This window comes from Bacillus sp. SRL543 (genome assembly GCF_984799205.1).
Map to the genome: position 1 here is coordinate 637,336 of NZ_OZ481794.1, position 26,123 is coordinate 663,458.

The following is a 26,123-nucleotide window of genomic DNA, read 5'->3' on the forward strand; positions in this document are numbered from 1 at the left end:
GGTTTTATTAAACTATAAGGTGCGTTAATCTAGGGGAGGATTAACCGCCTTTTTTGTTGAATTCCTTATTGAACAAAACGAGGAGTATGTTGAAGAAAAAATTATACATCTGAAGAAGCAAAGGGCAAAAACGGAGCGAATTAAATAATATCCTCAAATTGGTACATTATTGGCGATGACATGAATGGTAATTACATAACAATTGACCTGGATAAGTCACGTTTAGGACGGTGTTATGACAGCTCTTGGGATATTCACGGTGTTGCTGGAAGTTGTCCTATTATCGCAACTTCTTTTACGAGGTTATTAGAGGGGCTAATGATGAATAACGGTCAACACTGGTATTGGGTTCAAGATGATTTTAGATCTTTGGGAGATGCGTATGGAGAATAAATATTAGTGCTTAGTGTACTAACGAAGCAGTTTAGTCCAATAAAGAACTGTTAAAATTTACTATAAAAAGGTGGCTGCAAATAAATGTTTGGCTTCAAAAAGAAAGGCAAAAAATTTATTATCCCTGGTGACAAAATTGAAAGACTAATTGACTCTAATGAGGGATGTATTGCAACTGACAGAATAACAGTTAACGGGTGCAAAGTTGGTTTTATGTATAGAGAAGAGCCACACCAAAACGGGAATCCAGATAGTGGCTGGAGATTCATGGCGGGCAATGAAAGTGATGAATATATGAATAATCTTGAAAACCACTCAGTTTATCAAGTTAATACTATTTGTAATTACGACAGAGAAATAATACCACTGCTGAATTCAGCGCCAGGGACCGCATATATTCGTGATGAAAACGGTAAACTGGTTCTTGATGAAGACTGGGAAGAACCACTAGATTAATCTCGATAGATATCCCCTTAATTCATGCATTTTTTTATTGAATAAACGGGTGTTAGCTCAATAAGGGATCATAAAATATAACTAGGAATATTACACGTTTATTGCTTTATAGTATTGCGGTACGAATCTTACTAAAGCTCTTCAAGTACCCCTTCAAGAAAAGAAAATCAAAAAGGGTATTGCAGGGTCTATGAAGTAGTCATTATAGAACATAATCATTAAAGCGTAGGTCTAGCAGGACTGACGTTTTTTTATGGAATTCCCTATAAAGCAAAGGGGGAGGTTTGCTGACTAACGAATATAGTCAGTAGCCCAAAAACTAAGTTAAGGTAAAAGGGGATAATTCAATGAACGCATATTGTAAAGGAATAATAAATCAGATGGATATGGCGGTTGATTCGGTAGTTAGGCTGATAGATACATTAAATGAGAAAGACCTAAACATCAAACCTACTGCAGAAAAATGGTCAATTGGTGAACTGCTTATACACATGTCGGTTATATGCAAAGCAGATTTCCTGATTGGTTTGGGGGCATCAGAGGAGGATTTGGATCGTTACTACGAAGAAACAGAACCAAAAGCGGATCTTAAGTCTATACCTTTAACACTGAAAGACAATTACGCTTATTTCAGAGAGCGTGTAGCAGAACTCGATGATGCAGAGTTAATGCGAGAAACTACTTCCTTCTTTGGAGTTGTTCATTCGCGTTATGAGTGGCTGCTGGATACTCAGGCGCACTTTTACCATCATCGAGGCCAGCTGCATGCTATGTTGGTTCACATTCTTAAGCGAGAACCAAACGTACAACTATTTGAATGATATATAGTAATGCTTTGAACTAAAGGAGCAGGTTAGTGAAGAAATAGTTTTAAAAAACAGGAAGTCTTATCCTTATATGAGTGACCAGCAAGCCTTGAGAAAAAAGCGGAGAAATTCCGGTTAAGGTGCTGAATATGGCATGTGTGGGTGTATATAAGCGGAGAATTTCCGGTTAAGAGGGGCGGAGTTGCCCATTTTCCTGTTTTTCGAGTCGATAGTCGGAATTTCTCCGTCTATTTTAGCTATTTTTAGAGTTTTTTTGATATTAGGGGAAATTTCTCCGCTTATTTTTCAACCTGTCACTGATTCGCCCCATTCATATCCGGGAAGATTCGCTCTTTAATGGCTGGGCGGGGAAGACTTAAATAACTTTTCTTGAATGCCCCCACAATTAGCTTATTGAACTAACGGCTGCCTTAGTCAAACAACCCAATAAAAAAACACGGCCGGACGTAAAAATCCAGCCGTGTTTTTTATTACCAGTTTTGCATTTTTACACATTATCGAATTTCTTAGGCCATGCTCCAGCCAATTCATTTGGCTAAGCCAACCCTTCCAGCCGGCCTTCTTGTTCAGGCCCCTCTGCCAAAGGAAATTCCAGCCGGAAAACAGTGCCCCGATGTTTGACAGAAGAGACATGAATGCTGCCGCCATGGAGCTCGGCGATGGCGCGGGCGATGCTCATGCCGAGGCCGGCGCCTTCTGTCTGTTCGTCTGTGCTTGTGCCGCGGAAGTAGCGGTCGAAGAGGTGCCTGACTGTTTCTTCGTCCATTCCCGAACCGTTGTCAGAGATGGTGACAATGGCGGATTTGCCTTGTCTGCTGACAGAGGCGGTGATGCTTGTGCCCTTTGGGTTATGTTTGATGCAGTTATAGATAAGGTTATCGAGCATCCGCTCAAACCAGCGCAAATCTGCTTGTATAAAAATTTCTGGATTTGCTCCTTCGAAGTCCATGGGCACATCCTCAAGGGTGCGGTCATTGACAAATTTAAGCATGATGCCGCGCACAAGTTCATTCAGGCCGGCCGGCTTCAGCTGATGGGGAAGCGACTGGTTTTTGAGCTGGAAGGCAAGGGCGAAGTCCTCAATGAGGGCCGTCATATAATCTCCTTTTTCCCTGATCATCCTGCCCATGTCCAGCAGCTCTTCTTCGGTCCAGCGGTACTGCCCGCTTTCAAGCAAATGGGCATAGCCCTGGATCGTGGAAAGGGGTGTCCGGAGATCATGGGAAATGCCGGTCATCCACTCTTCGCGCGTTTTTTCCAGCCGGTCTCTTTCCTTGTCTGAGGCAGAAAGCTTTTCGGCCATTTCGTAAAAGGCCCCGATCACTTCTTTATAAAGCTTGTATCTCAGGCGCACCTTCCCATTTTTCCGGAAGACTTTTTTGCGCTCTTTTTCTGTCAGCACTTCTTCATAGTTTCCATGGCCCATTCTTTCAAGCCAGCCGGTAAAAAGAAGGAGGGGCTGGCCGTAACGGAAGCCATGCCAGAAGGAAATGCCTACCGTCAAGGCGAGCAGTACAGCTGCGAGGATAACGATGACCCTCATAACCTCGGTAAGAAACGCAAAGCCTTCAGGCTCTGCCTCTTGCCTGGGGGTATGCATGATCCAAGTGAAACCCGATTCCGGATCATTGAAGATCGTTGTATGGGTTTCGAATTTTCCCGGTGATTTTGTCCTGACAAGCACATCGAGAGGCTTGTAGTCTTGTTTCATTATTTCAGAACCGGCGGATTGGACAACTTTCCCATCCTGGTTTACCACATGGATGGAGCCTTCCATTGGCTCTAATTCCGTTTCCAGCTTCTTCAGGTTTTCATCGGAGATCCTGCCGCTGCTTGAATACTGTGAAAACCAGCGCTGGAGGCTCTCCAGCTCATTATTTTCATATCCGAGCATATAAAAGTAAGGGTCTTTAAAAGTTGTGTCGACCTCGGAATAAACATAGAAGCCTTCATATTGATTGGTTTTTTCAATTTGTAGGATCTCGCTGACAGTGTATGAGTCAGGCAGGAGTTCAGGTGTATTTTCTGACCCGATGACCTCCCCATCCATATCAACAACCTGAACCCATAGATTCCGTTCTTCGAGCTGGTGTTTCCAGGCATCGCTGATGGTGGCCTTGTTATCCTCAATCAGCGTATCGATCGTAATGCCTTCCAGGGCACCTGCGGGAAAGTTTTGCTTCATCTCTTCTCTATTTAAATGCATCAGCAGCACAAATAGAAGTACCAAAGAAAATATACCGACAAACACCATAATGGAAATGAACTGAAGAGAGAAGTGAAGGGCCAGCCTCCGCCTGAGCGACTTCATCCTTTTTTCCCCTTTACCAGCTTGTAGCCCAGACCGCGCACGGTCACGAGCATTTCCGGATGGCTCGGGTCTTTCTCTATTCTTTCCCGGATTCTTCGAATATGTACAGTAACGGTATTATCATCCACAAAGCTGTCAAAGCCCCATACGGCTTCAAGCATCTGGGTTTTGGAAATGACGGTATTCGGATGCTGGCACAAATATTGCAGCAGGAGAAATACCTGGGCAGGCGTCTGTACGGCCCTGCCCTCGACAATCAGGTCCCCTGCCTCTTCATCCAGGATAAAGCGCCCGAAATCATGCTTCCTGCCAATTTCTTTTAAAGAAGGAGAAGGAGCCTGATTCCGCCGGAGCCTTGCCTTGATCCTTGCCGCAATTTCAAGCGGGTTGAAGGGCTTGGTGATATAATCATCCCCGCCGATCGCAAATCCTGTCAGCACATCAAGGTCTGAGACGAGAGCTGTTAAAAAGAGAATATAAGCATTGGAGATTTCCCTGATTTTCGGGCAGATATCGAAGCCGCTTTGTCCGGGAAGCATGACATCAAGCACCACAATATCGATGGGGTTCCGGGAAACGCACTCAAGCGCCTCTTCGGCTGTATAAGCTGTATGTATATGGGTGAATCCTTCTTTTCTCAGGACGGTTTCCATTAATTTAACGATAGATTTTTCATCATCCACTAATAAGATTTCTGCATTTTCCACTTTTGCCCACCTCGGTCATTATCGTAGCACAGAAACCTTACGAGAATATTAACATTTTTTCCAAAAGTTTATCAGAAAGTAAACTTCTGTTTCTCTAAGGGAAATAGAAGCAGATTATACTGGGTGATAGAATATAAGCTTCCTATTGAAAGGGAGGCATAAAGGAGTATGAAAATGGACGGGGAAAATAAGCGGATACACGTAATTGATGGGATGAGGGGCTTTAGCCTGCTCGGCATCCTGGCTGCCAATATGCTGATTTTTCAATACGGGATGTTTGGGAAGGATGAGATGGGAGCATTCTCACCTTCAGGGCTGGATAACTTCCTGCATGAAACTTTAAAGATCTTTGTTGAAAGCAGCTTTATGCCGATTTTCACTTTTTTATTTGGCTACTCATTAATCAAGCTGAAAGAAGGGCTTGAAGGGAAAGGCCTGAAATACAGGAGGCATCTGGTGCGGAGGTTTTTCCTGCTCCTCGTGTTGGGAGGCTTGCACGGCGGTCTTCTATGGGAGGGCGATATTCTTTTCTCTTATGGAATCATGGGCTTCTTCCTGCTGCTCTTCCTGAACCGGAAAAAGAAAACTGTCTTTGTTTGGGGAATGGTGCTGCTGATTCTAGCTTCCTTTATGGGCTATGGCATGGATTCTGCCGTCCCGGCCGATGAGGCAAAGAGGATGGGTGAGTATGTGGCGGATACTAATCAAATATATGGCACAGGGACGTACGGTGAAATTTCCTTCCACCGCAATAATGCTGATCCTTTCGGGATGCCGGACTCGTTTTACCTGTTCATGATGCTCGCCATGCCATTCATCACAGCGCCATTATTCCTGTTTGGCATCTATGCTGCCAAGCGCCGCGCTTTCCATGAAATCGGCCGGAATAAGAGCAGATATCTGCTTTGGGGAGGCATCCTCGCCGGAGCGGGAATACTGCTGAAGGCTTCGCCGCTCATAGTGCCGGGTACAGGCTGGGCCGGCGTTCTGTATATGCTGGGAGGGAATATTTTATCACTGGGCTATATCTTCCTTTTTGCCTGGCTGTATGCGGTAAAGGGAAGTGCTATTCTCTTCAGGGCTTTTGAATGTGTTGGACGGCTTTCGCTGAGCAATTATCTAGTGCAGTCTGTTATCTGCACCACTGTTTTTTACGGCTATGGCATGGGATTGTTCGGCAAACTGGGCGTGCTGGCAGGCATCCTGCTGACAGTGGCAATTTACAGCATCCAGCTTGCCGGAAGCTATTTCTATCTTCAGCGGCTCCGTTCCGGCCCGTTTGAAAGAATCATGCGGATGTGGACTTATTTCTCCTTATCAGGGAGACCTAAGACGAAGAAGGCTAAGAAAGACAAAGATCTGCTCGCTAATGCACAATAATGAAAAGCCTTGGAAGGCAATCCTTCCAGGGCTTTTTGCCATGCAGGATTTTCCTGTTTGTGGGAGAATAACTTTAAGTACTGCAATTAACAACAAGCAGAGGAGAGATCATATGGAGCAGGAGTTTTTGAAAATATTCGATGACGAAGGAAATCAGATCGGGACGGCCGCCAGGAAAGATGTGCACCGGCAGGGTTTTTGGCATGAAGCTTTTCACTGCTGGTTCATTCAGCGGGAAGAAGACAAGGTTTATATATATGTACAGCTGAGAAGCAAAGAGAAAAAGGACTATCCGGACCTTCTGGATATTACGGCAGCCGGGCATCTGCTGGCTGAGGAAACCGTTGAGGATGGCGTGAGGGAGATCAAGGAGGAAATCGGCATTGATGTTGATATCGAAGAGCTGTCGCCGATTGGGATCATTAGATATTGCATGGAGAAGGAAAACTTCATTGATAAAGAAATGGCAAATGTGTTTCTCTACGAATGCTCCCAGCCGTTCAGCGAGTATGAGCTGCAGCAGGAAGAAGTAGCCGGAATTTACCGGATTGAATGGGACAGCTTCAAGAAGCTTTGGGAAGGCGAGGACGGAAACGTTCAGATGGAAGGGTTTGAAATCGGCAGTGCCGGCGAGAAAATCTATTTGGAGAAGGAAGCTGTTATCGGGGATTTCGTTCCTCATGACCGCTCTTACTACAAGGAAGTCATTAAGGGTATTTCGCAGCGGCTTGACCTGATGTAGGAGAGCAGTCCGCTCCTCAAAACATAAATTCTCCCTGAGATAGCAGACTATAGATATCAAAATGGCAGGAGGGGAGGATGAAGTTTGAAAGTATTAACAATGAAGCAGCCCTGGGCCAGCCTGTTCGCCCTGCGGGAGTCCGAGTATGAAACGAGAACATGGAAAACCCCATATAGAGGGGAGTTAGCCATCCATACCAGCCAAAAAATGGATGTGAAAGCTTGCCGGCAAAAGAAGGTATCTGAGCTTCTGGGCAAGCATGGGTACACAGAAGAAAATCTCCCTGCCGGCCAGATCATAGCTGTCTGCCGCCTTGATGATTGCTTTAGGGTCATAGATCATGCTGAGGCAGGGGCTGTGCTTGAAAACGGCAGGATTATATCCGGGCAGGAGCTCTATTTGGGCGATTACCGGGTTGGCTGCTATGCCTGGCAGGTCAGCAGCATGGAAATCCTGAAAGAGCCAATCCCTGCCAAAGGCCGGCTGGGCTTGTGGGAGTACCCGCTTTGAGGGCGGGTTTTTCTATTGGAGAAGGAAAAGACGGTCAAGGCGGCATTCTTATAAAACAATAACAAATCCCTATTCGTGAAAAAAGAGGTGACATCCCAAATGAAGGAAAAAGTCAAACAAACATTTAACAATCTGGCAGGCATCTATGAGCATCAGGTGGATGATGGCAGTTTATTTAACAGCGAGTTTGAAAGGCCGGCAATGCTTGAACAGCTCCCGGAAAGCCTGGAGGGAAATGATATTCTGGATGCAGGATGTGCAGCCGGGTGGTATACGGCTGAATTGGCCAGGCGGGGTGCAAATGTAACGGGTACGGATCTAAGCCCTGAAATGATCAGCGCTGCGAAAAGGCGCATTGGCAATAAAGCGCGGCTTGTCTGCTGTGATCTGGAAGGAGAGCTGCCCTTTGACACCAGTTCGTTCGACTGGATCATCAGCTCTCTTACTCTTCATTATCTGCAAGACTGGAATCACACCTTTGCAGAATTTCACCGGATTTTAAGGCCGGGCGGAACGATTCTGTTTTCCGTGCATCATCCGTTTATGGATATGAAGCTGCTGGATGAGCCGGACTATTTGTCTGCAGAATTGATTGTGGACCGGTGGGAAAAAGCAGGGCAAACCTTTGATGTGCCTTTTTACCGCAGGCCCCTGCAGGATATCATCAACATGACGGCGGCCTGTTTTTCTTTGCAGAAATTGATTGAGCCCCGCCCGACGCAGATTTTTAAAGAGCGAAAGCCTGACCAGTATGAAAAGCTGATGAAGGCGCCTCATTTTTTAATTGTGCGTGCTGAAAAAGCTTTGTGAAACCAGGATGGTAAAAGAAAACTGTGCGGAAAACGGACACTATTGCATTTATCGCGGTATCTCTGCCTTTGCCGGAGACTTTGTCAGTATCATGGCAGCCATGGAAAAAGGAATAGCAGAATAAGCCGGGCTTCTTCCCCATGCATGAAAAACCCGCCCAGAAGGGATACTTGGCTATAGCGTCATCCTTTTTCAATTGGTGGTTTTCTGCTGCCATATTGAGGTAAAGGTAATGGCAGGGCTGCATGCTAAAGCTTGTGCAAGGCCGGAAAGGGGAATTTTCAGTGCATCATTTTGATGAAGTATTTATACAAATCTTATTCTTGCTTGCTATTTCAGTAACAGTCATTGCTATTGCAAAACTGGCTAAACAGCCTTATTCCATTGCTCTTGTACTGGTCGGACTGATTCTGGGGCTTACCAATATTCCGCTTTTAGAAGAGGCCGAGCAGTTCATTACACAATCGCATATTTTTCAGGCCATCATTATATCTCTGTTTCTTCCCATTCTCTTGGGCGATGCCTCCATTAAGATGCCGTTCTCCCATGTGAAGCAGGTGAGGAGGCCGATATTGGCGCTTGCCTTTGGGGGGACCTTTCTGTCATTCATTATTATCGGTTTGGGCTCCTATTATCTGCTGGACCTTCCGCTGGTCCTTTCCTTCACATTTGCTTCCCTGATGAGCGCGACAGACCCGATCAGTGTTATATCGATATTCAAAACGCTTGGCGTGCCAAAAAAGCTGGTCACCATTATAGAAGGAGAATCTCTGCTCAATGATGGCGTGGCTGTTGTATTGTTCCAGATTTCCTCCATCTATCTGCTTACGTACATAGAAATGGGCTGGGCCGGGATTGCTAGCGGCGTTTGGCTGTTTATCAAATTCAGCGTAGGAGGAGCCCTGCTTGGGGCCTTGCTGGGCTATATTTTTTCACAGATCATCCGCATTTATGATGATTATCCGCTTGAAATTGCGTTCTCGATATTGCTGTTCTTCGGCAGCTATTTCATCGCTGAGCATCTGGAGGTATCGGGTGTTATCGCGGTTGTGGTCGGAGGGGTCATTTTCGGGAATTATGGAGCCAGGATCGGCATGTCCGAGACAACGAAGACCAATATCAGCTCCTTCTGGGATGTTATCACCCTGATTGCCAATTCACTGATTTTCCTGATGATCGGCTTGGAAATCAAAAACATCAGCTTTATCAATAACTGGTGGACAATTGTCCTGGCCATTGTCATTGTGCTGGCAGGAAGAACGATTGCCCTTTACAGCAGTCTTGCTTTCGTTAAGGACTTCTCCGGCAAATATAAAGTTCTGCTTAACTGGGGAGGGCTGAAGGGCAGCCTGTCGATTGCCCTGGCTTTAAGCCTTCCGCCTTCTTTTGCAGGCAGGGATACCGTCCTGCTTCTCGCTTTCAGTGTGGTCCTGTTTTCCCTGATCGTCCAGGGGCTCACCATCAAGCCGATAATCCAGAGGCTTGGTATAAAGGCTGTCCCTGATGATGATAAAAATTGACCGGAAATCCATTCAGCACGCTGGATGGATTTTTTGGCTGGGGAAGGATAACAAGGATATCAACTGGGAATAAAACAGCTGAAAGGACCGGCAGATCTTTAAAAATGGCTGGAAGTTATGCGATTTATTTTATTTTTAATTGGAATGGAAATTAAAATTGCCTCTGGTAACCTTCATCATTTAAACTGTAAAAAGTGCATGGGGGAATATATATCCCAGCAGGGCAAATTTCCGGAAGAAAAAAGGCGGGATCGCTCCTGCTTTGTCTGACGGGACCTCAGCCAAGTGATTTGTGCATGGAGGGAGAGCCAATGGAGGAATTCAAGAACGATACATATGAAATCATGGAGGTCTGTCTTCTTGCCGGAAAGATCATGCTTCAGAGCGGTGCTGAAACATACCGGGTCGAGGACACGATGATGCGGATTGCGGCTGCCTTCGGGGTCAGCCAGTCTCACAGCTATGTCACGCCGACTGGCATCATTTTTTCCATAGAAGGCCATGAACCGACCAAAACAAAGCTGATCAGGATTTCAGAACGGGGAACTGATCTTGATAAAGTCACCATTGTTAACAGTATTTCAAGGAATATCAGCAGCGGGGAGCTGACAGTGAAGGAGGCCTTGCTGTCATTGCGTGAAGTGGAGGCTGCCCCGATGGCTTATTCGCTGCTTCTTCAGATACTGGCGGCTGCTATTTCCAGCGGCTGTTTTCTGATCATGTTCAAGGGAAGCTGGGAAGACTTTTTGCCCGCGGTAGTATGCGGCGGACTTGGTTTCATTTCTTTTATCTATTTTCATAAATGGGTGCCTATCAAGTTTTTTGCTGAATTTGTGGCGGCATTTGTCATTGGCCTTGCATCTTATGCTTTTGTTTTTTCAGGTGCAGGGAATGAGCTTGATAAAATCATCATCGGTTCGGTGATGCCGCTTGTGCCCGGCCTTTTGATTACAAATGCGGTCAGGGATTTAATAGCAGGCCATCTGGTATCAGGTCTTTCCAAAGGGGCCGAGGCCTTTCTTACCGCCTTTGCCATCGGTTCAGGCATCGCGGTCGTATTATCTTTCATTTCATTTTAAGGAGGGCATTGCATGGAAACGATTGAACAGCTTGCTACAAGCTTTATAGCATCGGCCGCTTTCGGGATTCTATTCAATGCCCCGAAAAAGTCATTGATCAAGTGCGGCACGGTCGGCATGATCGGCTGGCTCGTCTACTTCTGGATGGAATCGGCCGGTGTGGACGCCGTTGCTGCTACCATCAGCGCCGCTTTTTTCGTGGCATTTACGAGCCAGTTTTTTGCGCGGGCCTATAAGACGCCGATCATCATCTTCAGCGTAGCAGGGATCATCCCGCTTGTTCCGGGCGGGCTTGCGTATGATGCGATGAGGAATTTTGTTGAGAATGACTACAACACAGCCATCAGCCTTGCTGCAAGGGCCTTTATGATCTCCGGGGCAATTGCGATCGGGCTTGTGTTCTCAGAGGTCATCAACCAGATCTTCAAGAATGCGAGAAGGGTCCAAAGCTGAAGGATTTCCAGGATATAAAACAAAGGGAGGCATGTATCTGCATGCCTTTTTGCATACAGTAAAAAGAATTAGCAGATAAATAATTTCAAAATTCCGTAAAAAGTCGTATGATAGTGTATATATTTAGTTAAACGAAAGATTAGGATTCTGAGCTTTTTCCTCGAAAGGCGGGTAAAGGAAAAGCAATTCAGCAGGAATCAGACTTGGAGGACGATTATGGGAAAGGTGTTTGGATTTTTAAAAATATATAAAGTCGCAGTCATTGTCGCCATAACATTGATGCTGACAGAGCTTGCGGTTGAGCTGCTTCAGCCGCTCCTGATGGCCAAGATCATTGATGAAGGAATCATGAAGAAGGATATGGATGAGGTTTTGCTTTGGGGAGGAATCATGGTTGGCATTTCGCTTATTGCTTTCGCGGCTGGCATCATCAATTCTTTTTATGCTGCGCATGTCAGCCAAAGCTTCGGCTTCGACATCAGGAAGAGTGTGTTTAAAAAGGTGCAATCCTTCTCGTTTGCTAACTTTGCCATGTTTCCGGGTTCTTCTCTTATCACGAGGATGACCAATGATGTCACATTGCTGCAGAATATCGTTTTCATGAGCCTGCGCATCATGATGCGTGCCCCGCTCCTGGTCATTGGAGGCCTGATCATGGCATTTGTTGTCAATGTGAAGCTCGCTTTGATTCTGAGTGCGGTTGTCCCATTTTTATTTATTTTCCTCATTTTTATTATGAATAAAGGCGGGGCTTTGTTTAAAAAAGTTCAGGAAAAGCTGGATGACGTTAATAATGTCATGCAGGAGAATCTGGCCGGCATCAGGCTGATCAAAGCGTTTCTGCGCAGGAATCATGAAAGTGAAAGATTCACAGAGGTAACAGGGGATCTGAAGGACCAGACCGTTTTTGCTTTACGGCTGATGGAAGTGACGATGCCGGTGCTCCTTCTGATCATGAATATAAGCATCATCGGAGTCTTATGGTTTGGAAGCATCCAGGTGGATGACGGGAGCGCCAAAGTCGGTGAAGTGGTTGCAGTCATCAACTATGCCACAAGAATAACGGGCGCACTCTCAATGCTTTCTTTTATCATCATGGCCTTTTCAAGGGCGAAAGCTTCGGCTGGCAGGATTGCCGATGTCCTGAATACAGAAGTGGATCTAAAGGATTCTGAGCATGCCCTGGCCGGATTTGAAATCGAAGGGGGAGAGATCGAGTTCGATTCTGTGAGTTTCCGTTACCCAGGCACAGACACAGTGGTGCTTGACGATGTATCCTTCAAAATAAAGGCCGGCGAGACGGCAGCCATCCTCGGTGCCACAGGTGCCGGCAAGTCATCTCTGTTTCAGCTGATTCCGCGGTTATACGATGTGACCGGCGGAACCGTCCGGATTGACGGCCAGGATATCGGGCGGGTCAAACTGGATGATCTTCGCAAGCAGATCGGGTTCGTCCCCCAGGAGGCGCTGCTCTTTACAGGGAGCGTCCAGGAAAATATCCGCTGGGGGAAAGAAGATGCGGCTTTTGCAGAGGTGGAGGAAGCGGCGAAGAAGGCCCAGATCCATTCTTCCATTGAAAGGCTCTCTGCTAAATATGATACAAAGATCGGGCAAAAGGGCGTCAACCTTTCAGGAGGCCAGAAGCAGCGCCTTTCCATCGCCCGGGCCCTTGTACGCAATCCGAAGATCCTTCTGCTGGATGACAGCACAAGTGCACTGGATTTAAATACCGAGGCAAAGCTGCTGCAGGCATTGCGTACTTATACTGCGACAACGCTGATCATTACGCAGAAAATCAGTACAGCGATAGAATCGGACCATATACTGCTGTTTGAAGATGGAAAGCTGATTGGCGAAGGGGACCATGACACACTCCTGAAGGAATCGGAGCTTTACCAAAAGATCTTCCGTTCGCAGTTTGGAGAGGAGGCGCTTGAGCATGTTCAGGGAGCTGACTGAACCATTCCGCTACAAGAAAATTGCTGTCCTGGAGAAAGAGAATCTCAAAAAGACAGCCGATGATGCCAAAAAACCAAAAGTAAAATCTAAGAACTGGTCAGGGACCCTCGGCAGAGTCTGGAACTATCTCGCCGAGGAAAAAGCGCTCCTCTTCCTTGTCCTGCTGATGGTCATTATCAGCAGCGTACTCGGGCTTCTCGGTCCATTCCTGCTGGGGAGGGGAATTGATAATTATATCGTAGAAAGAAGCAGCAGCGGCTTTGCTGCCCTGCTCGCCGGTCTGGCTGCTGTATATATCTTCTATTCTGTGTCTCTTTGGTTCCAGAACTACTGGATGATCGGGATTGCCCAGAACACGGTCTTTAAAATGAGGACCCAGCTTTTCCGCCATCTGCACAAGCTTCCGATCCCTTTCTTTGATAAAAGGCAGCATGGGGAGCTGATGAGCCGGGTGACAAATGATATTGAAAATGTCAGCTCGACGCTGAACAGCTCGGTCATCCAAATATTTTCGAGTATCCTCACTCTTGTCGGGACCGTGGCGGTCATGCTGTGGCTGAGCCCGCTGCTTACCTTGATCACCATGATCATTGTTCCGGTCATGTTTTATGGAATGAAGTGGATAACCAATCGGACGGGCCGGCTTTTCAAGGAGCAGCAGCGCAACTTAGGAGAGCTGAATGGCTTTGTCCAGGAGACGATTTCAGGCCAGCGGATCATCAAGACTTTTTCCCAGGAAGACAGAGTGATTGAAGAATTCATCGGCAAAGGCGAAAAGCTGCGGGCGGCCGGTTTCTGGGCCCAGACTTATTCAGGCTTCATCCCCAAGCTGATGAACATGCTGAATAATATGAGCTTTGCTATCATCGCAGGAGTGGGCGGTATATTTGTCCTTAAAGGGATGATATCGATCGGAGTCATCGTCATTTTTGCCGAATATGCCCGCCAGTTCACCCGCCCCCTGAATGACCTGGCCAACCAGTTCAATACCCTGCTGTCAGCTATCGCCGGTGCTGAACGCGTGTTTGAAATCATGGACCAGAAAGAAGAATTCGAGGATGAAGCAGATGCAGAAGAAATCAGCTTTATTAAAGGGGAAGTCGTGTTCAAGGATGTTTCTTTTTCTTATGAAAAAGGTGAAAATACTGTAACGGGCATCAATTTCAAGGCAAACACCGGGCAGACTGTGGCCCTTGTCGGCCCGACCGGAGCCGGAAAGTCTACGATCATCAACCTGATCTCCCGGTTCTATAATTATGACAGCGGCAGCATCACGATTGATGGCCGGGAGCTGAAAAAAATCAAGCGCGAAAGCCTAAGGCAGCATATGGCATTCGTCCTCCAGGACTCGCTCCTTTTCCAGGGGACGGTCCGGGAAAATATCCGCTACGGCAAGCTGGATGCAACAGATGAAGAAGTGGAAAAAGCTGCAAAGATGGCGAATGCACACTCGTTCATCATGAAGCTGCCGCAGCAGTATGATACCATCCTGAAGGGTGACGCCAGCGGGATCAGCCAGGGGCAGCGGCAGCTTTTGTCCATTGCCAGGGCATTTCTTGCCGACCCTTCGATATTGATCCTTGATGAAGCAACAAGCAGCATTGATACGATCACAGAAATGAAAATCCAGGAAGCGCTCCAGACCTTGATGGAAGGCAGAACCAGCTTTGTGGTGGCCCACAGGCTGAACACCATCCAGCAGGCCGACCAGATTCTTGTCCTTGACGAGGGCAGCATCATTGAGAAAGGCTCCCATGAGGAACTTCTTGAACAGGAAGGATTCTACCATGGCCTTTACCACAGCCAGCTGAAGGAAGAGGCAATATAGGAAAAAAGGTGCACGGCCGTTCGGGCTGTGCACCTTTTTATGTATGCCGGGCCGCTGCATGGCCATAGTCCAGTTCCTTCATTAATGTCTGTGGGATGTCGGAAAAAAAAGCATTGTACTCTAGTACCATTTCACATATAATTCTTAATAGGAAAAAGATTCAGAATAATAAGGGGGAATTTGTTTGGAAGGTTTTGTTAGCCAATTAAACGGAATACTTTGGAGCACGCCTGTCATTTATATTTGTTTGGCAGTAGGGCTGCTGTTTTCCGTCTTAACCCGTTTCCTGCAGGTCCGGCACATTAAAGACATGGTGCTTCTTATGTTTAAAGGCAAAAGTTCCGAAGCGGGCGTTTCTTCTTTCCAGGCCTTATCTATTGCTCTTTCCGGCCGTGTAGGAACTGGTAATATCGCAGGCACAGCCACAGCGATCGCGATGGGCGGACCCGGTGCCGTCTTCTGGATGTGGGCAATTGCATTCATCGGTGCAGGAAGCGCCTTTGTGGAATCGACTCTTGCACAGATCTACAAAGTAAAACAGGACGGCTTATACCGCGGGGGCCCTGCTTATTATATTGAAAAGGGCATCGGCATCAAATGGTTCGCTGCTTTATTTGCAGTGGCTGCCCTGCTGGCCATGTCCGTGCTGATGCCGGGCATCCAGTCCAATTCCATTGCTTTGGGCATGGAAAATGCATTTGGCGTTAACGTATATGTCACAGGCATTGTCATTATCGGCCTGCTTGCCCTGATCATTTTCGGAGGGGTAAAAAGGATTGCGACAGTTGCCCAATATGCTGTACCATTCATGGCAGTAGGATATATGCTGGTTGCCTTGATCATCATCGGCATGAATATCGGCGAGCTTCCAGGCGTAATCTCCCTTATTTTCAGCAGTGCGTTTGCCGCGGATTCCATGTTTGGCGGAATTGTCGGCAGTGCGATTGCCTGGGGGGTAAAACGCGGAATCTATTCGAACGAAGCCGGCCAGGGAACCGGACCGCATGCTGCTGCAGCTGCCGAGGTATCACATCCGGCAAAGCAGGGGCTTGTCCAGGCATTCTCTGTTTATATCGATACACTGTTTGTATGTTCTGCAACAGCCTTTATGATTCTCTTCACCGGAATGTTCAACACAGTCGGTGAGGACGGCAAAACGATGATTTTCAACGGACTTCCGGGAGTGGAAGCAGGCCCGGCATTCACCCAGGCTGCAGTTGACTCTGCACTTCCTGGATTCGGAGCAGGATTTGTCGCAGTATCTTTATTCTTCTTTGCTTTTACAACCATCATGGCTTACTACTATATTGCTGAAACGAATATGACTTATCTCATGCGCAATAAAAATAGTAAATTCATGGTCTTCCTTCTGAAGTTGGTATTGCTGGGATCGACTTTTTACGGAGCTGTCAATGCAGCCGATCTTGCATGGGCGCTTGGGGATGTCGGACTCGGCCTGATGGTATGGCTCAATTTGATTGCCATCCTGATCCTTGCCAAACCGGCCCTCATTGCCCTGAAGGACTATGAAGCCCAGAAAAAGCAGGGGCTGGATCCGGTCTTTAACTCGAAGAAACTCGGCATCAAAAATGCAGAGTATTGGGAAGAGGAATATGTGACGCAGGATGAAAAAGTTTCATAAATGAGTGAGTGGTGCCCTTGATGGTGAGCAGTCCCATCTTGGTGGAGAAACATTTAAAATAGCACAATAAAGAACAGGCCAAATCGCATATGATTTGGTCTGTTGTTTTTTCTTGTGTATTGATGTTTTTGAATAGTAACACTTGAATTCACATGCGAAATTACAGCTTAAATAACATAGTGACAAACGTTATCGATAATGTGGTAATTGCTATTTTTTAACCTTATTTGAGTGACTTAGCAAGCCTTAAAATAAGCGGAGAAATTCCGGTTAAGGTGCTGAATATGGCATGTGTGGGTGTATATAAGCGGAGATTTTCCGGTTAAGTGGAGCGAAGGTGCCATTATTCCTGTTTTTTGAATCGATAGCCGGAATTTCTCCGTCTATTTGAGCCATTTTTAGAGTTTTTTTGAACTTAGGGGAAATTTCTCCGCTTATTTTTCAGCCCGCCACCAATTTCCTCATTCAGGTCAAGGAATGATGATTTTTGAAAACTCTTCGAAATCTTACTTTCGTTACCTGTCAATGGGTAGAGATATTGGAATACTATATTGCTGGATTAAATAAAATTATAAACAGGAAGAAAAAATGAGGTGATTTTATTTTAGAAAAACTCAGGAAAATTAATATGAAAACTGCTGTATTTATGGGAATTATTTTTTACTCTTTGACTATCTTAATCCACTTTCTTATTATAAGCAAAAGTATTCCATTCACATGGGTCAATGGTGGAAGGTCTGAATCATTCGCTGAACAGCTGCCAATAACTGTTATAAATATTGTTATTTCTATTATTGGAGTGGTTTTTACGTTGATTGTTGGCAAAATTAATCTATATAAATACAAAAGAGGAATAACCGTTATATGTTGGTTTTTTGTTATACTGTGGTCTTTTGGATTTATTCAACAATTGTTTGGAACACCTTTTGAAAAAATGGTTTGTTCGTTAGTATTGCTTCTTGGAGTGATCTCGAACTTGCGTATGGCAATTGAAAAAAAATAGCTGTAACCATTTAATTAACAAGTTTGTGAACAATTACAATTCAACTAAAAGGATACTGTAGTTAAATTAGAAAGTAAAAAAAGAACGCTTGGAATATTTAAAATCCAAGCGTTCTTCTATGCTTTTGCATCGTTATTTATAGTTCTGGACATAGTGCGTTTTCGTGCGTTATTTGATCTGCAATTTAGTTTTTCTCCACAGTATCTGAACTACTTACCTTCATGGGCATCCCTTTTTTAGTCCATAGCCGTGATGGGAGCTTCAGGTTTTTCGGGCAGGCTCTTTCTTTGCCGCTGTGCCTGAAAGCGAGTAAACAGATAGCAGCCAAGGATGACAATCATGCCTCCGAGAAACTGAATGCTTTCAAGCTTTTCTCCAAGCAGCAGAAAAGCCAGAATAGCAGTGAAAACAGGATTGAAATTCAGGAAAACCCCTGCCGTGACGGCCCCGATTTTCTGCACACCTTTATTCCAGAGCACCATGCACACAACCGTTGAAACGAGCCCGGTATAAAGCATGGATCCTGCAAAAGGCAGATCAGGATTTTTGATTTGAAGATCAGAATAGCTGAATGGCAGCAGGATGGCCAGTCCGAAAACCCCCGAATAAAAGGTCGACATGATCGGAGAAGTATATTTTCCGGCCCATTTGCCGAGGACCGAATAGATTCCCCAAATGCACACCGCTGCAATCATCCATAAATCTCCTACATTAAATGTCAAAGACAGCAGCAGCTCCAGATGGCCTTTTGTAAGGACAAGCAAGACACCGAACAGAGAAAACACCATGGTGAGAATTTGCGGTCCGTTAATTCTATCCTTTAAAAAGAGTGCTGAGAAGACAGCGATCGAAATAGCGTTAAGTGTTGAAATCAAGCCGACATTCGTGGCTGAGGTTTCTTCCAGCGCCCAAAATTGAAAGATATTGAAGAATACTACACCTGTCACGCCCATCAAAATCAGGGGAACAAGCGATTTTGCAGGAGGCAGAAGCTTTTTTTCCTTGCGGAGAACGATAGGGAACAGGCAGATGACAGCAATGGTCCATCTAAAGACGGTCAAGGTCTCCGGGGAAGCATGCTCCACAAGCGACTTGCCTACAACAAAATTCCCGCCCCACAGCAGGCTGGTTAGAAGCATCAGGCATACATATAAAGCTGGCATAAAAGCAGCTCCTTCGAATAGTTGTAGATTTATTTTAACATTTTCTCTTTAAATCATAATGATTATTTCGTACAATTGGGTAAATTAGAAATTTTATTAAAAGTATTGGTGAAATATATGAATGATATTAAGTTAAAAATAAGCTGAAGCGGAGTTTGCAGAATAATCGTAAGGGAGCTGTAAGATGGAATCGATTGTGAACAAGGTGCTGGATGAAGTGGACCTGAAAATCCTTGATCTGCTCCAAAAGAATGCCCAAATAAGCAATGCCGAGCTTGCCAGGCGGGTCAGCCTGTCAGCACCAGCCATTCACGGAAGGGTGAAGCGGCTCGAAAATGAAGGCTATATTGAGAGGCAGGTAGCGATTTTAAATCAGGAGAAACTGGGCTTTGACCTGCTTTGCTTTATTTTCATCAGCACCAACATCCATCAGGCGGTAAAGCTGGAGGCACTGGAGGGGACGCTGGTGGATATGGCGGAGGTACTGGAATGCCACTGCCTGACAGGAGAATATGATTATATATTAAAAGTGGCCATCAAAGACCGGAAAGGGCTGGAACAATTCATCCGGAAGCTGAATCAGCTTGGGATCACGAAGATACAGACAAGCCTCTCGCTGAGGGAAATCAAATATTCAACGGTACTGCCGATTCTGCCTGCCGGGGAAAAATGAGTCTGGTTCAAATTGCGGGTTCTCCCCGTCCAATCGCTGTGCTAAAATGAGAGAGAACAATTGAATAGTCAGAATTATCACTAGGGGAGCCTGCAAGAGGCTGAGATCAAGCATTTGAGACCCTTTGAACCTGATCTAGTTCATACTAGCGTAGGGAAGTGTGCCGAACGGTTATGAAAAGAACCTATTTTTTCAGCCATAGATAATCAATCAGCCACTTTCCTGCGCAATGGGGAAGTGGTTTTTTTGCGTCATTTACAAGGCTGGCCTGGCAGGAATAAACTGCAGCTCCACGCTATATCTGCGGGGCAGCCGGCGGAGGATTTTATCAGGATAGCTTCAAGCATCTCGCAGTATGTGGACTATATCCATATCAGGGAGCACCACCGGACAGCGGCTGACATCTACGAGATGGGAAGAAGCCTGCTGGAAAAGGGAGTCCCGGGGGAGCAGATCATCATTAATAACAGAGTGGATGCAGCGGCGGCATTAGGAGTGAAGGGAGTCCAGCTCGGCTATCACAGCCTTCCGGTACGGGAAGTGCGGAGAACATTCCCTGGCCTGCTCATCGGAAAATCTGTCCACTCAATGGAAGAAGCTGTTCAGGCAGAAGAGGAAGGCGCCGATTATGTGGTGTACGGCCACTGTTTTCCGACAAGTTCCAAGCCAGGAATAGAGCCTAAGGGTCTCTCCTACCTGGAAGAAATTGCGAAGAGGCTGCCGATTCCGGTGATAGCGCTCGGGGGAATCACGCCAGACAATATCGGTCAGGCAATAAAAGCCGGTGCTTCAGGTGCCGCTGTCCTTTCAGGAATCTTTAAAGCCTCAAACCCGGAGAAGGCAGCAAGCGCATTTGCAGCTGAGTTAAAGAGAAAAGGAGGCAGATATGAAGAAAGTATATGATGTGATCATTGCCGGGGGCGGCATTATTGGCTGCTCTATCGCATTCCAGCAGGCAAAACTGGGCAAGCGGGTGCTCATTCTGGAAAAAAGGGAACTGTGCTCTGAAGCATCTTCTGCAGCAGCCGGCATGCTGGGTGCCCAGGCCGAAATAGATGAGAACCTGTCCATGCTGAAGCTCGCCTTGAAGAGCAGGGCCATGTTTCCAGGCCTGATCCAGGAGCTTGAGGATCTGACAGGAATCAGCATCGGGCTTGTCAATGAAGGCATGATTAAAATTGCTTGGGATGATGTGGAGGCAGAGGCCCTTAAAAGACAGGTTAGATTCCATAGAGAGTGGGACGAACAGGTAAGGTGGTTAGACCAGGCGGAGATCAGCGAAAGGGAACCCCATCTCTTTCGGGGGCTTGCAGGCGGAATGCTGATTCCGAATGACGGCCAGCTGATCGCCCCGAATTTGGCGCGGGCTTTTGCGATGGGGGCAATGGCCAGAGGGGCAGCCGTGCTGGAAGGGGCAGAGATCGAAGACTTTATTTTTGAAAAAGATTCCATTCAAGGCGTGATGACCAGTAAAGGAAGCCTTTATGGAGATACCGTTATTGCTGCCGCAGGTGCCTGGACGGGAGAGCTGCTGAAAAAGGCAGATATTGAGCTTCCTATTTTTCCTGTAAAAGGAGAATGCCTGTCAGTAATACCGCAGCAGCCTTTGATCCGGTCGACCATCTTTTCCGATTCTGGCGGGTATCTTGTGCCCAAGACGGACGGGCGCCTAATCATAGGGGCGACAAGCTATGAAAATGATTTCAATCCTTCCGTTTCGTTCGGCGGTGTCAGGGTGCTGGCCGAACGGGCGTGCAAGCTGCTGCCCCAGCTGGAATCCGCACGGTGGGAGAAGGCATGGGCAGGAATCCGGCCGCAGACAGGGGACGGCCTTCCCTATATCGGCTGGCATCCGGCCTATAAGGGCCTGTTCATCGCAGCTGGGCATTACCGGAACGGCATCCTGCTGAGTCCGATCACGGGAAAAATGGTTTCTGATTCTATTGAAGGAACTGCAGCCGCAGAGGACAAGAAGCTTTACAGAGAGTTTGAGATTGAGAGAGGTTTGAAAAAAGTGCAGGAGGGGTGGATCCAATGAAGCTGCAGGTGAATAGCAGTGATATCCGGGTGCCAGGCACCGTCAAGTCGGTAGGAGATTTACTGGACCATTTAAAGCTGAATCAAAAGGCGGCCATTGTAGAACTGAACGCCGCTATTTTGGAAAAAAGCCAGCATGCTGAAACGGAGCTTGCTGAAGGTGATCGCATAGAAATCGTACATTTTGTAGGAGGCGGATGAAATGCTGAAAATTGGAACATACGAATTTACCTCAAGATTGCTGCTCGGGACTGGGAAATACCCGGATTTTAAAACTCAAAAAAAGGCAGTCAAAGCATCACATACAGAAGTGCTGACCTTTTCAGTGCGCCGCATGGATATTTTTGACCCTGACCAGCCGAACCTGCTGGAAGAGCTGGACGTGGAAAATTACAGGCTGCTCCCCAATACGGCGGGTGCGAAGACGGCGGAGGAAGCAGTCCGTACGGCGAAACTGGCCAGGGCATCCGGCCTTTGCGACATGATCAAAGTCGAGGTAATCGGCGATATGAAAACACTGCTGCCGGATCCGATTGAAACCTTGAAAGCGTCCGAGGAGCTCTTAAAGGAAGGCTTCATTGTCCTTCCGTATATTTCGGATGATGTGATGCTGGCGAAAAGGCTGCAGGAAATGGGCGTGCATGCCATCATGCCTGGTGCGTCGCCGATCGGCTCAGGACAGGGAATCATCAATCCCCTCAACCTCAGCTTTATCATCGAACAGGCGGAAGTCCCTGTTATCGTCGATGCCGGGATCGGATCCCCTGCAGACGCCGCCCTGGCGATGGAGCTCGGAGCGGACGGGGTCCTGCTGAACACAGCTGTCTCGGCTGCCAAGGATCCGGTCAAGATGGCCGAAGCGATGAAGCTTGCCGTGGAGGCGGGGAGGCTTGGCTATGAGGCCGGACGGATGGCAAAGAAAAGATATGCAACAGCCAGCAGTCCGATTGAAGGGTTGAGTACCGTTTGAACGGCAGATACTCCAGGCAGGAGCTCTTTGCCCCGATCGGCGCCGAGGGTCAAGAGAAGCTAAGCAGGAAACATGTCCTTATCATCGGCGCGGGGGCGCTCGGGAGCGGCAATGCCGAAGTGCTTGTGAGGGCTGGTATTGGAAAAATTACGATCGTCGACCGCGACTATGTAGAGTGGAGTAATCTGCAGCGGCAGCAGCTTTACACAGAAGAAGATGCGGCGGGGAGGCTCCCGAAGGCAATTGCTGCAGGCCGCCGTCTTCAGTCGGTCAATTCATCGGTTCAGATTGAGAGCATCGTAGGAGATGCCGGCCCTGTTGAGCTGGAGCAGCTTGCTGAAGGTGTCGATCTGATCATGGACAGCACCGATAATTTTGACACGAGGATGGTCATCAATGATATTGCGGCCAAGCACTTGATCCCGTGGATTTACGGAGCCTGCGTAGGAAGCTATGGCATCAGCACAGCCTTCCTGCCGGGAGAAACACCCTGCCTCAGCTGCCTGCTCGAGCAGGTGCCGATCGGCGGGGCGACCTGTGATACAGCCGGGATCATCGCGCCCGCGGTCGGGATGACCGTTGCGTATCAGACGGCCGAAGCGCTGAAAATATTGGTTGGGGATTTTAAGGCGGTGAGGCGGAAGCTTGTTACCTTTGATTTGTGGGAAAACCAGTTTTCTTCGGTGTCTACAAACGCTTTGAAAAAGGACGACTGCCCTTCATGCGGGGTGAATGCTGTGTATCCTTATCTTGCTTACGAAAACAGGATGAAGACAGCAGTTTTGTGCGGGAGGAATACGGTCCAGATCCGGCCGGCTGCTGGAGTGGTGCTTAGCCTGGATGCTGCAGCAGAGCAGCTTAGGCTTGCGGGCGGGATAGTAGAAAGAAACCCTTTCCTGCTTTCTTTTGAAAAAGGCGGCCAGCGGCTTGTCCTTTTTAAAGACGGACGGGCGCTGGTCCATGGAACGAAGGATATCCAGGAGGCGAAGCGGATTTATCATCGGTATTTGGGGTAGGTGGGGGTGTCGAATAGTAGATTTAGCGGTTTTGGGCTGCTTTTTCTAAGAGGAGGGGGTTAGCTGAGGGAATTCCCGCGAGCATATTTGCGAGTTTTGGATTTTATTTGCGGGAAATTGAATTTATTTGCGAGTTTCGGAGTTTATTTACGGCTTTTTAAATATATTTGCGAGTTTCAGGATATATTTGCGACTCTTATAAGCTGCGGGTTTATGCCGCAAGCCGGTTATTAGCAACTTTTGGATTTTATTAGCAACTTTTTTCGTTTATTAGCAACTTTTCAATTTTACTAGCAACTTTCAGGATATATTAGCAACTTTCTCATTTTATTAGCAACTCGCCTCAAAAACAGCAAACCAAAAGGAGCCCTGCCGTCGCAGAGCTCCTTTCTCATGCATTCACCAGATTCCTGCAGCCGGTATCTCCTGAAGTCGCGAGTTTCAGCAGGTACAAGCGCTGGAAGTTTGAATAAGGTTATAGCTTACATCAGGTTTTCGAGTTCAAGACCAAGGTCAAGATCTAAACCTAATGAAGAGAAATCTTCCTCTTCATCTTCGCTGGACATGCCTGCAAGGTGAAGGCCAAGCTTTGCCCATAAAACAGCTTCTTCTTCATCGCTTAGAGATGCAAGTCCCAGATCAGTCATCGCATCCAGGCGGGAAGCAGAAACATCTTCGCCGTCATTATTCATGGCAGCAGCTGAAAGACCAAGCTTGCTCCAAAGACCAGAATAGTCTTCATCATCTTGTGTAAATAAACCAAGATCGTTCATTAAATCAAAACGGGCAGAAGACTCATCATTTTCGTCATTGTTCATAGCAGAAGCATTCAAGCCTGTTTTGTTCCAAAATGAAGATTTTTCCTCATCGTCTTCAGAAACAAAGCCTAAATCATTAAAAAAATTCAAGCTGGCAGAAGATTCTTCATCATCCTTGTTCATCGCAAAAGCGTTCAAACCAGTGTTATTCCAAAAAGAAGTCATTTCATCTTCGTCTTCAGAAACAAAGCCTAGCTTGTTCATTGCATCAAGATTGGCAGAAGATTCTTCGTCATCCTTGTTCATCGCAAAAGCGTTCAAACCAGTGTTATTCCAAAAAGAAGTCATTTCGTCTTCGTCTTCAGAAACAAAACCAAGCTTGTTCATTGCGTCAAGATTAGCAGAAGATTCTTCGTCATCCTTGTTCATCGCAAAAGCATTCAACCCAGTGTTATTCCAAAAAGAAGTCATTTCGTCTTCGTCTTCAGAAACAAAACCAAGCTTGTTCATCGCGTCAAGATTAGCAGAAGATTCTTCATCATCCTTGTTCATCGCAAAAGCGTTCAAACCAGTGTTATTCCAAAAAGAAGTCATTTCCTCTTCGTCTTTAGAAACTAGACCTAGTTTGTTCATTGCATCAAGATTGGCAGAAGACTCATCTTCATCCTTGTTCATCGCAAAAGCATTCAACCCAGTGTTATTCCAAAAAGAAGTCATTTCGTCTTCGTCTTCAGAAACAAAACCAAGCTTGTTCATTGCATCAAGATTAGCAGAAGATTCTTCATCTTCAGAAGTCATCGCACCCAGATCTAATCCAGTGTTCAGATCAGCAGAAGACTCTTCGTCTTCATCTTTGTTCATCACAGAAGCATCAACATCAGTATCCGCCCAAAGAGAAGATTCTTCATCTTCAGAAGTCATCGCACCAAGATCCAATCCAGTGTTCAGATCAGCAGAAGACTCTTCGTCCTCATCTTTGTTCATAGCAGAAGCATCAACATCAGCATTTGCCATAAGAGAAGACTCATCGTCAGAAGTCATTGCACCAAGATCCAGCCCAGTGTTCAGATCAGCAGAAGATTCTTCGTCTTCGTCTTTGTTCATCACAGAAGCATCAACATCAGTATCCGCCCAAAGAGAAGATTCTTCATCTTCAGAAGTCATCGCACCTAGATCTAATCCAGTGTTCAAATCCGCAGAAGACTCTTCGTCCTCATCCCTGTTCATAGCAGAAGCATCGACATCAGCACCTGCCATAAGTGAAGACTCATCGTCAGAAGTCATGGCACCAAGATCCAACCCAGTGTTCAGATCAGCAGAAGATTCTTCGTCCTCATCTTTGTTCATAGCAGAAGCATCGACATCAGCACCTGCCATAAGTGAAGACTCGTCGTCAGAAGTGGAAGCACCAAGATCCAGATTAGTTCCGAGGTTGGCAGAAGATTGCTCTTCTCCATTGTCTTCACTAGAAGACGCTTGTACATCTGCGTTTGTGTTTGCATCTAAAGAAGAACCTTCTTCAGAGCTTTCGAGTCCCAGACCCAGGCCGAGATTGGTATCCAGGCTGCTTGAGTCTTCGGATTGTGAACCATCAGATTCAACACTTTCTTGTCCATCAGCTGTTTTGGCAGCTGTTTCACCATTTTCAGATGAACTTTCTTCTTTGTTTGAATCAGTTGATACAGACTTTAGATTCAGGTTTGCCTTTAAGTTTGAAGTGAGTGAGGAGTTTTCATTATCCTCGCTTGAATTCAAGCTTGCCAGTACATTGGTGGAAAGTCCAAGTGAATTATGGTTAGTCTCTTCATCTGCAAGGGTGTAGGAGCCTCCTGCAAAAAGACCTGCTGCAGCAAAACCTGTGATCGCTAATGTTTTCAATAAGTGTT

Annotated in this window: 23 protein-coding genes and 1 riboswitch; of the genes, 19 read left to right on the forward strand and 4 right to left on the reverse strand. The window is 46.6% G+C overall.

Features of this window, described 5'->3' with window-relative positions; translation table 11 throughout:
• Positions 1-477: 477 nt before the first annotated feature.
• Positions 478-849, forward strand: a complete 372-nt coding sequence (locus tag AC4E8B_RS03430; protein WP_490217043.1) for a DUF2185 domain-containing protein — start codon at positions 478-480, stop codon at positions 847-849.
• A 347-nt stretch (positions 850-1,196) separates the two neighbouring features.
• On the forward strand, positions 1,197-1,670 hold the full coding sequence (locus AC4E8B_RS03435) for a DinB family protein (protein ID WP_490217044.1): 474 nt from the start codon (positions 1,197-1,199) through the stop codon (positions 1,668-1,670).
• Between the two features lie 541 nt (positions 1,671-2,211).
• On the opposite strand, the gene AC4E8B_RS03440 is transcribed toward AC4E8B_RS03435, so the two are convergent.
• Together AC4E8B_RS03440 and AC4E8B_RS03445 are read right to left on the reverse strand one after the other, a co-directional pair.
• Positions 2,212-3,987 (reverse strand): sensor histidine kinase, encoded by a 1,776-nt coding sequence (locus AC4E8B_RS03440; protein ID WP_490217045.1) that lies wholly within the window; start codon positions 3,985-3,987, stop codon positions 2,212-2,214.
• Entirely contained in the window at positions 3,984-4,694 is a 711-nt protein-coding gene (locus AC4E8B_RS03445) for a response regulator transcription factor (RefSeq protein WP_490217046.1), read from the reverse strand. The genes AC4E8B_RS03440 and AC4E8B_RS03445 overlap by 4 nt, the downstream gene beginning before the upstream one ends.
• A gap of 174 nt (positions 4,695-4,868) precedes the next feature.
• Between AC4E8B_RS03445 and AC4E8B_RS03450 the strand changes: the two genes are divergently transcribed.
• The 11 genes from AC4E8B_RS03450 to AC4E8B_RS03500 all read left to right on the forward strand — a co-directional run bounded on the left by AC4E8B_RS03450 (position 4,869) and on the right by AC4E8B_RS03500 (position 17,620).
• Positions 4,869-6,074 carry a DUF418 domain-containing protein gene (locus AC4E8B_RS03450; protein WP_490217047.1) on the forward strand — a complete coding sequence of 402 codons (1,206 nt, stop codon included), beginning with the start codon at positions 4,869-4,871 and terminating at the stop codon, positions 6,072-6,074.
• A 112-nt stretch (positions 6,075-6,186) separates the two neighbouring features.
• Positions 6,187-6,816, forward strand: coding sequence for an NUDIX hydrolase (locus tag AC4E8B_RS03455; RefSeq protein WP_490217048.1), 630 nt, complete (start codon positions 6,187-6,189; stop codon positions 6,814-6,816).
• Positions 6,817-6,900: 84 nt separating this feature from the next.
• The gene (locus AC4E8B_RS03460; protein WP_490217049.1) at positions 6,901-7,326 is read left to right on the forward strand and encodes an ASCH domain-containing protein; all 426 of its coding nucleotides are present in this window, start codon (positions 6,901-6,903) and stop codon (positions 7,324-7,326) included.
• Positions 7,327-7,425: 99 nt separating this feature from the next.
• Positions 7,426-8,136: a class I SAM-dependent methyltransferase gene (locus tag AC4E8B_RS03465; RefSeq protein WP_490217051.1), complete on the forward strand. Its 711-nt coding sequence runs from the start codon at positions 7,426-7,428 to the stop codon at positions 8,134-8,136.
• A 284-nt stretch (positions 8,137-8,420) separates the two neighbouring features.
• Positions 8,421-9,656, forward strand: coding sequence for a cation:proton antiporter (locus AC4E8B_RS03470; RefSeq protein WP_490217052.1), 1,236 nt, complete (start codon positions 8,421-8,423; stop codon positions 9,654-9,656).
• Between the two features lie 311 nt (positions 9,657-9,967).
• Complete coding sequence (locus tag AC4E8B_RS03475; protein ID WP_490217054.1) at positions 9,968-10,735, forward strand: threonine/serine exporter family protein; 768 nt, start codon at positions 9,968-9,970, stop codon at positions 10,733-10,735.
• Between the two features lie 12 nt (positions 10,736-10,747).
• Positions 10,748-11,188, forward strand: a complete 441-nt coding sequence (locus AC4E8B_RS03480; RefSeq protein ID WP_490217055.1) for a threonine/serine exporter family protein — start codon at positions 10,748-10,750, stop codon at positions 11,186-11,188.
• Positions 11,189-11,404: 216 nt separating this feature from the next.
• Positions 11,405-13,147 carry an ABC transporter ATP-binding protein gene (locus AC4E8B_RS03485; protein WP_490217057.1) on the forward strand — a complete coding sequence of 581 codons (1,743 nt, stop codon included), beginning with the start codon at positions 11,405-11,407 and terminating at the stop codon, positions 13,145-13,147.
• Positions 13,128-14,975, forward strand: a complete 1,848-nt coding sequence (locus tag AC4E8B_RS03490; RefSeq protein WP_490217058.1) for an ABC transporter ATP-binding protein — start codon at positions 13,128-13,130, stop codon at positions 14,973-14,975. The genes AC4E8B_RS03485 and AC4E8B_RS03490 overlap by 20 nt, the downstream gene beginning before the upstream one ends.
• 184 nt (positions 14,976-15,159) lie before the next feature.
• On the forward strand, positions 15,160-16,617 hold the full coding sequence (locus AC4E8B_RS03495) for an alanine/glycine:cation symporter family protein (protein ID WP_490217059.1): 1,458 nt from the start codon (positions 15,160-15,162) through the stop codon (positions 16,615-16,617).
• A gap of 628 nt (positions 16,618-17,245) precedes the next feature.
• Positions 17,246-17,620, forward strand: a complete 375-nt coding sequence (locus AC4E8B_RS03500) for a hypothetical protein (RefSeq protein ID WP_490217061.1) — start codon at positions 17,246-17,248, stop codon at positions 17,618-17,620.
• A gap of 236 nt (positions 17,621-17,856) precedes the next feature.
• On the opposite strand, the gene AC4E8B_RS03505 is transcribed toward AC4E8B_RS03500, so the two are convergent.
• Positions 17,857-18,783 carry a DMT family transporter gene (locus AC4E8B_RS03505; protein ID WP_490217063.1) on the reverse strand — a complete coding sequence of 309 codons (927 nt, stop codon included), beginning with the start codon at positions 18,781-18,783 and terminating at the stop codon, positions 17,857-17,859.
• 184 nt (positions 18,784-18,967) lie between these two features.
• Between AC4E8B_RS03505 and AC4E8B_RS03510 the strand changes: the two genes are divergently transcribed.
• The 6 genes from AC4E8B_RS03510 to AC4E8B_RS03535 all read left to right on the forward strand — a co-directional run bounded on the left by AC4E8B_RS03510 (position 18,968) and on the right by AC4E8B_RS03535 (position 23,479).
• Complete coding sequence (locus AC4E8B_RS03510; protein WP_490217064.1) at positions 18,968-19,456, forward strand: Lrp/AsnC family transcriptional regulator; 489 nt, start codon at positions 18,968-18,970, stop codon at positions 19,454-19,456.
• A gap of 72 nt (positions 19,457-19,528) precedes the next feature.
• Positions 19,529-19,630: riboswitch (TPP riboswitch) on the forward strand.
• Positions 19,631-19,693: 63 nt separating this feature from the next.
• Positions 19,694-20,359: a thiazole tautomerase TenI gene (gene tenI / locus AC4E8B_RS03515; protein WP_490217066.1), complete on the forward strand. Its 666-nt coding sequence runs from the start codon at positions 19,694-19,696 to the stop codon at positions 20,357-20,359.
• Positions 20,343-21,494 carry a glycine oxidase ThiO gene (gene thiO, locus AC4E8B_RS03520; protein WP_490217068.1) on the forward strand — a complete coding sequence of 384 codons (1,152 nt, stop codon included), beginning with the start codon at positions 20,343-20,345 and terminating at the stop codon, positions 21,492-21,494. Before tenI ends, thiO begins: the two co-directional genes overlap by 17 nt.
• Complete coding sequence (gene thiS, locus AC4E8B_RS03525; RefSeq protein WP_490217070.1) at positions 21,491-21,694, forward strand: sulfur carrier protein ThiS; 204 nt, start codon at positions 21,491-21,493, stop codon at positions 21,692-21,694. The genes thiO and thiS overlap by 4 nt, the downstream gene beginning before the upstream one ends.
• Before the next feature lies 1 nt (position 21,695).
• Complete coding sequence (locus AC4E8B_RS03530; protein WP_490217072.1) at positions 21,696-22,463, forward strand: thiazole synthase; 768 nt, start codon at positions 21,696-21,698, stop codon at positions 22,461-22,463.
• A complete protein-coding gene (locus tag AC4E8B_RS03535) occupies positions 22,460-23,479 on the forward strand; it encodes a thiazole biosynthesis adenylyltransferase ThiF (protein ID WP_490217073.1) in 1,020 nt (339 codons plus the stop codon). The genes AC4E8B_RS03530 and AC4E8B_RS03535 overlap by 4 nt, the downstream gene beginning before the upstream one ends.
• Before the next feature lie 482 nt (positions 23,480-23,961).
• Here AC4E8B_RS03535 and AC4E8B_RS03540 read toward each other — a convergent pair whose 3' ends face one another.
• Positions 23,962-26,115 (reverse strand): hypothetical protein, encoded by a 2,154-nt coding sequence (locus tag AC4E8B_RS03540; protein WP_490217075.1) that lies wholly within the window; start codon positions 26,113-26,115, stop codon positions 23,962-23,964.
• Positions 26,116-26,123: the final 8 nt, after the last annotated feature.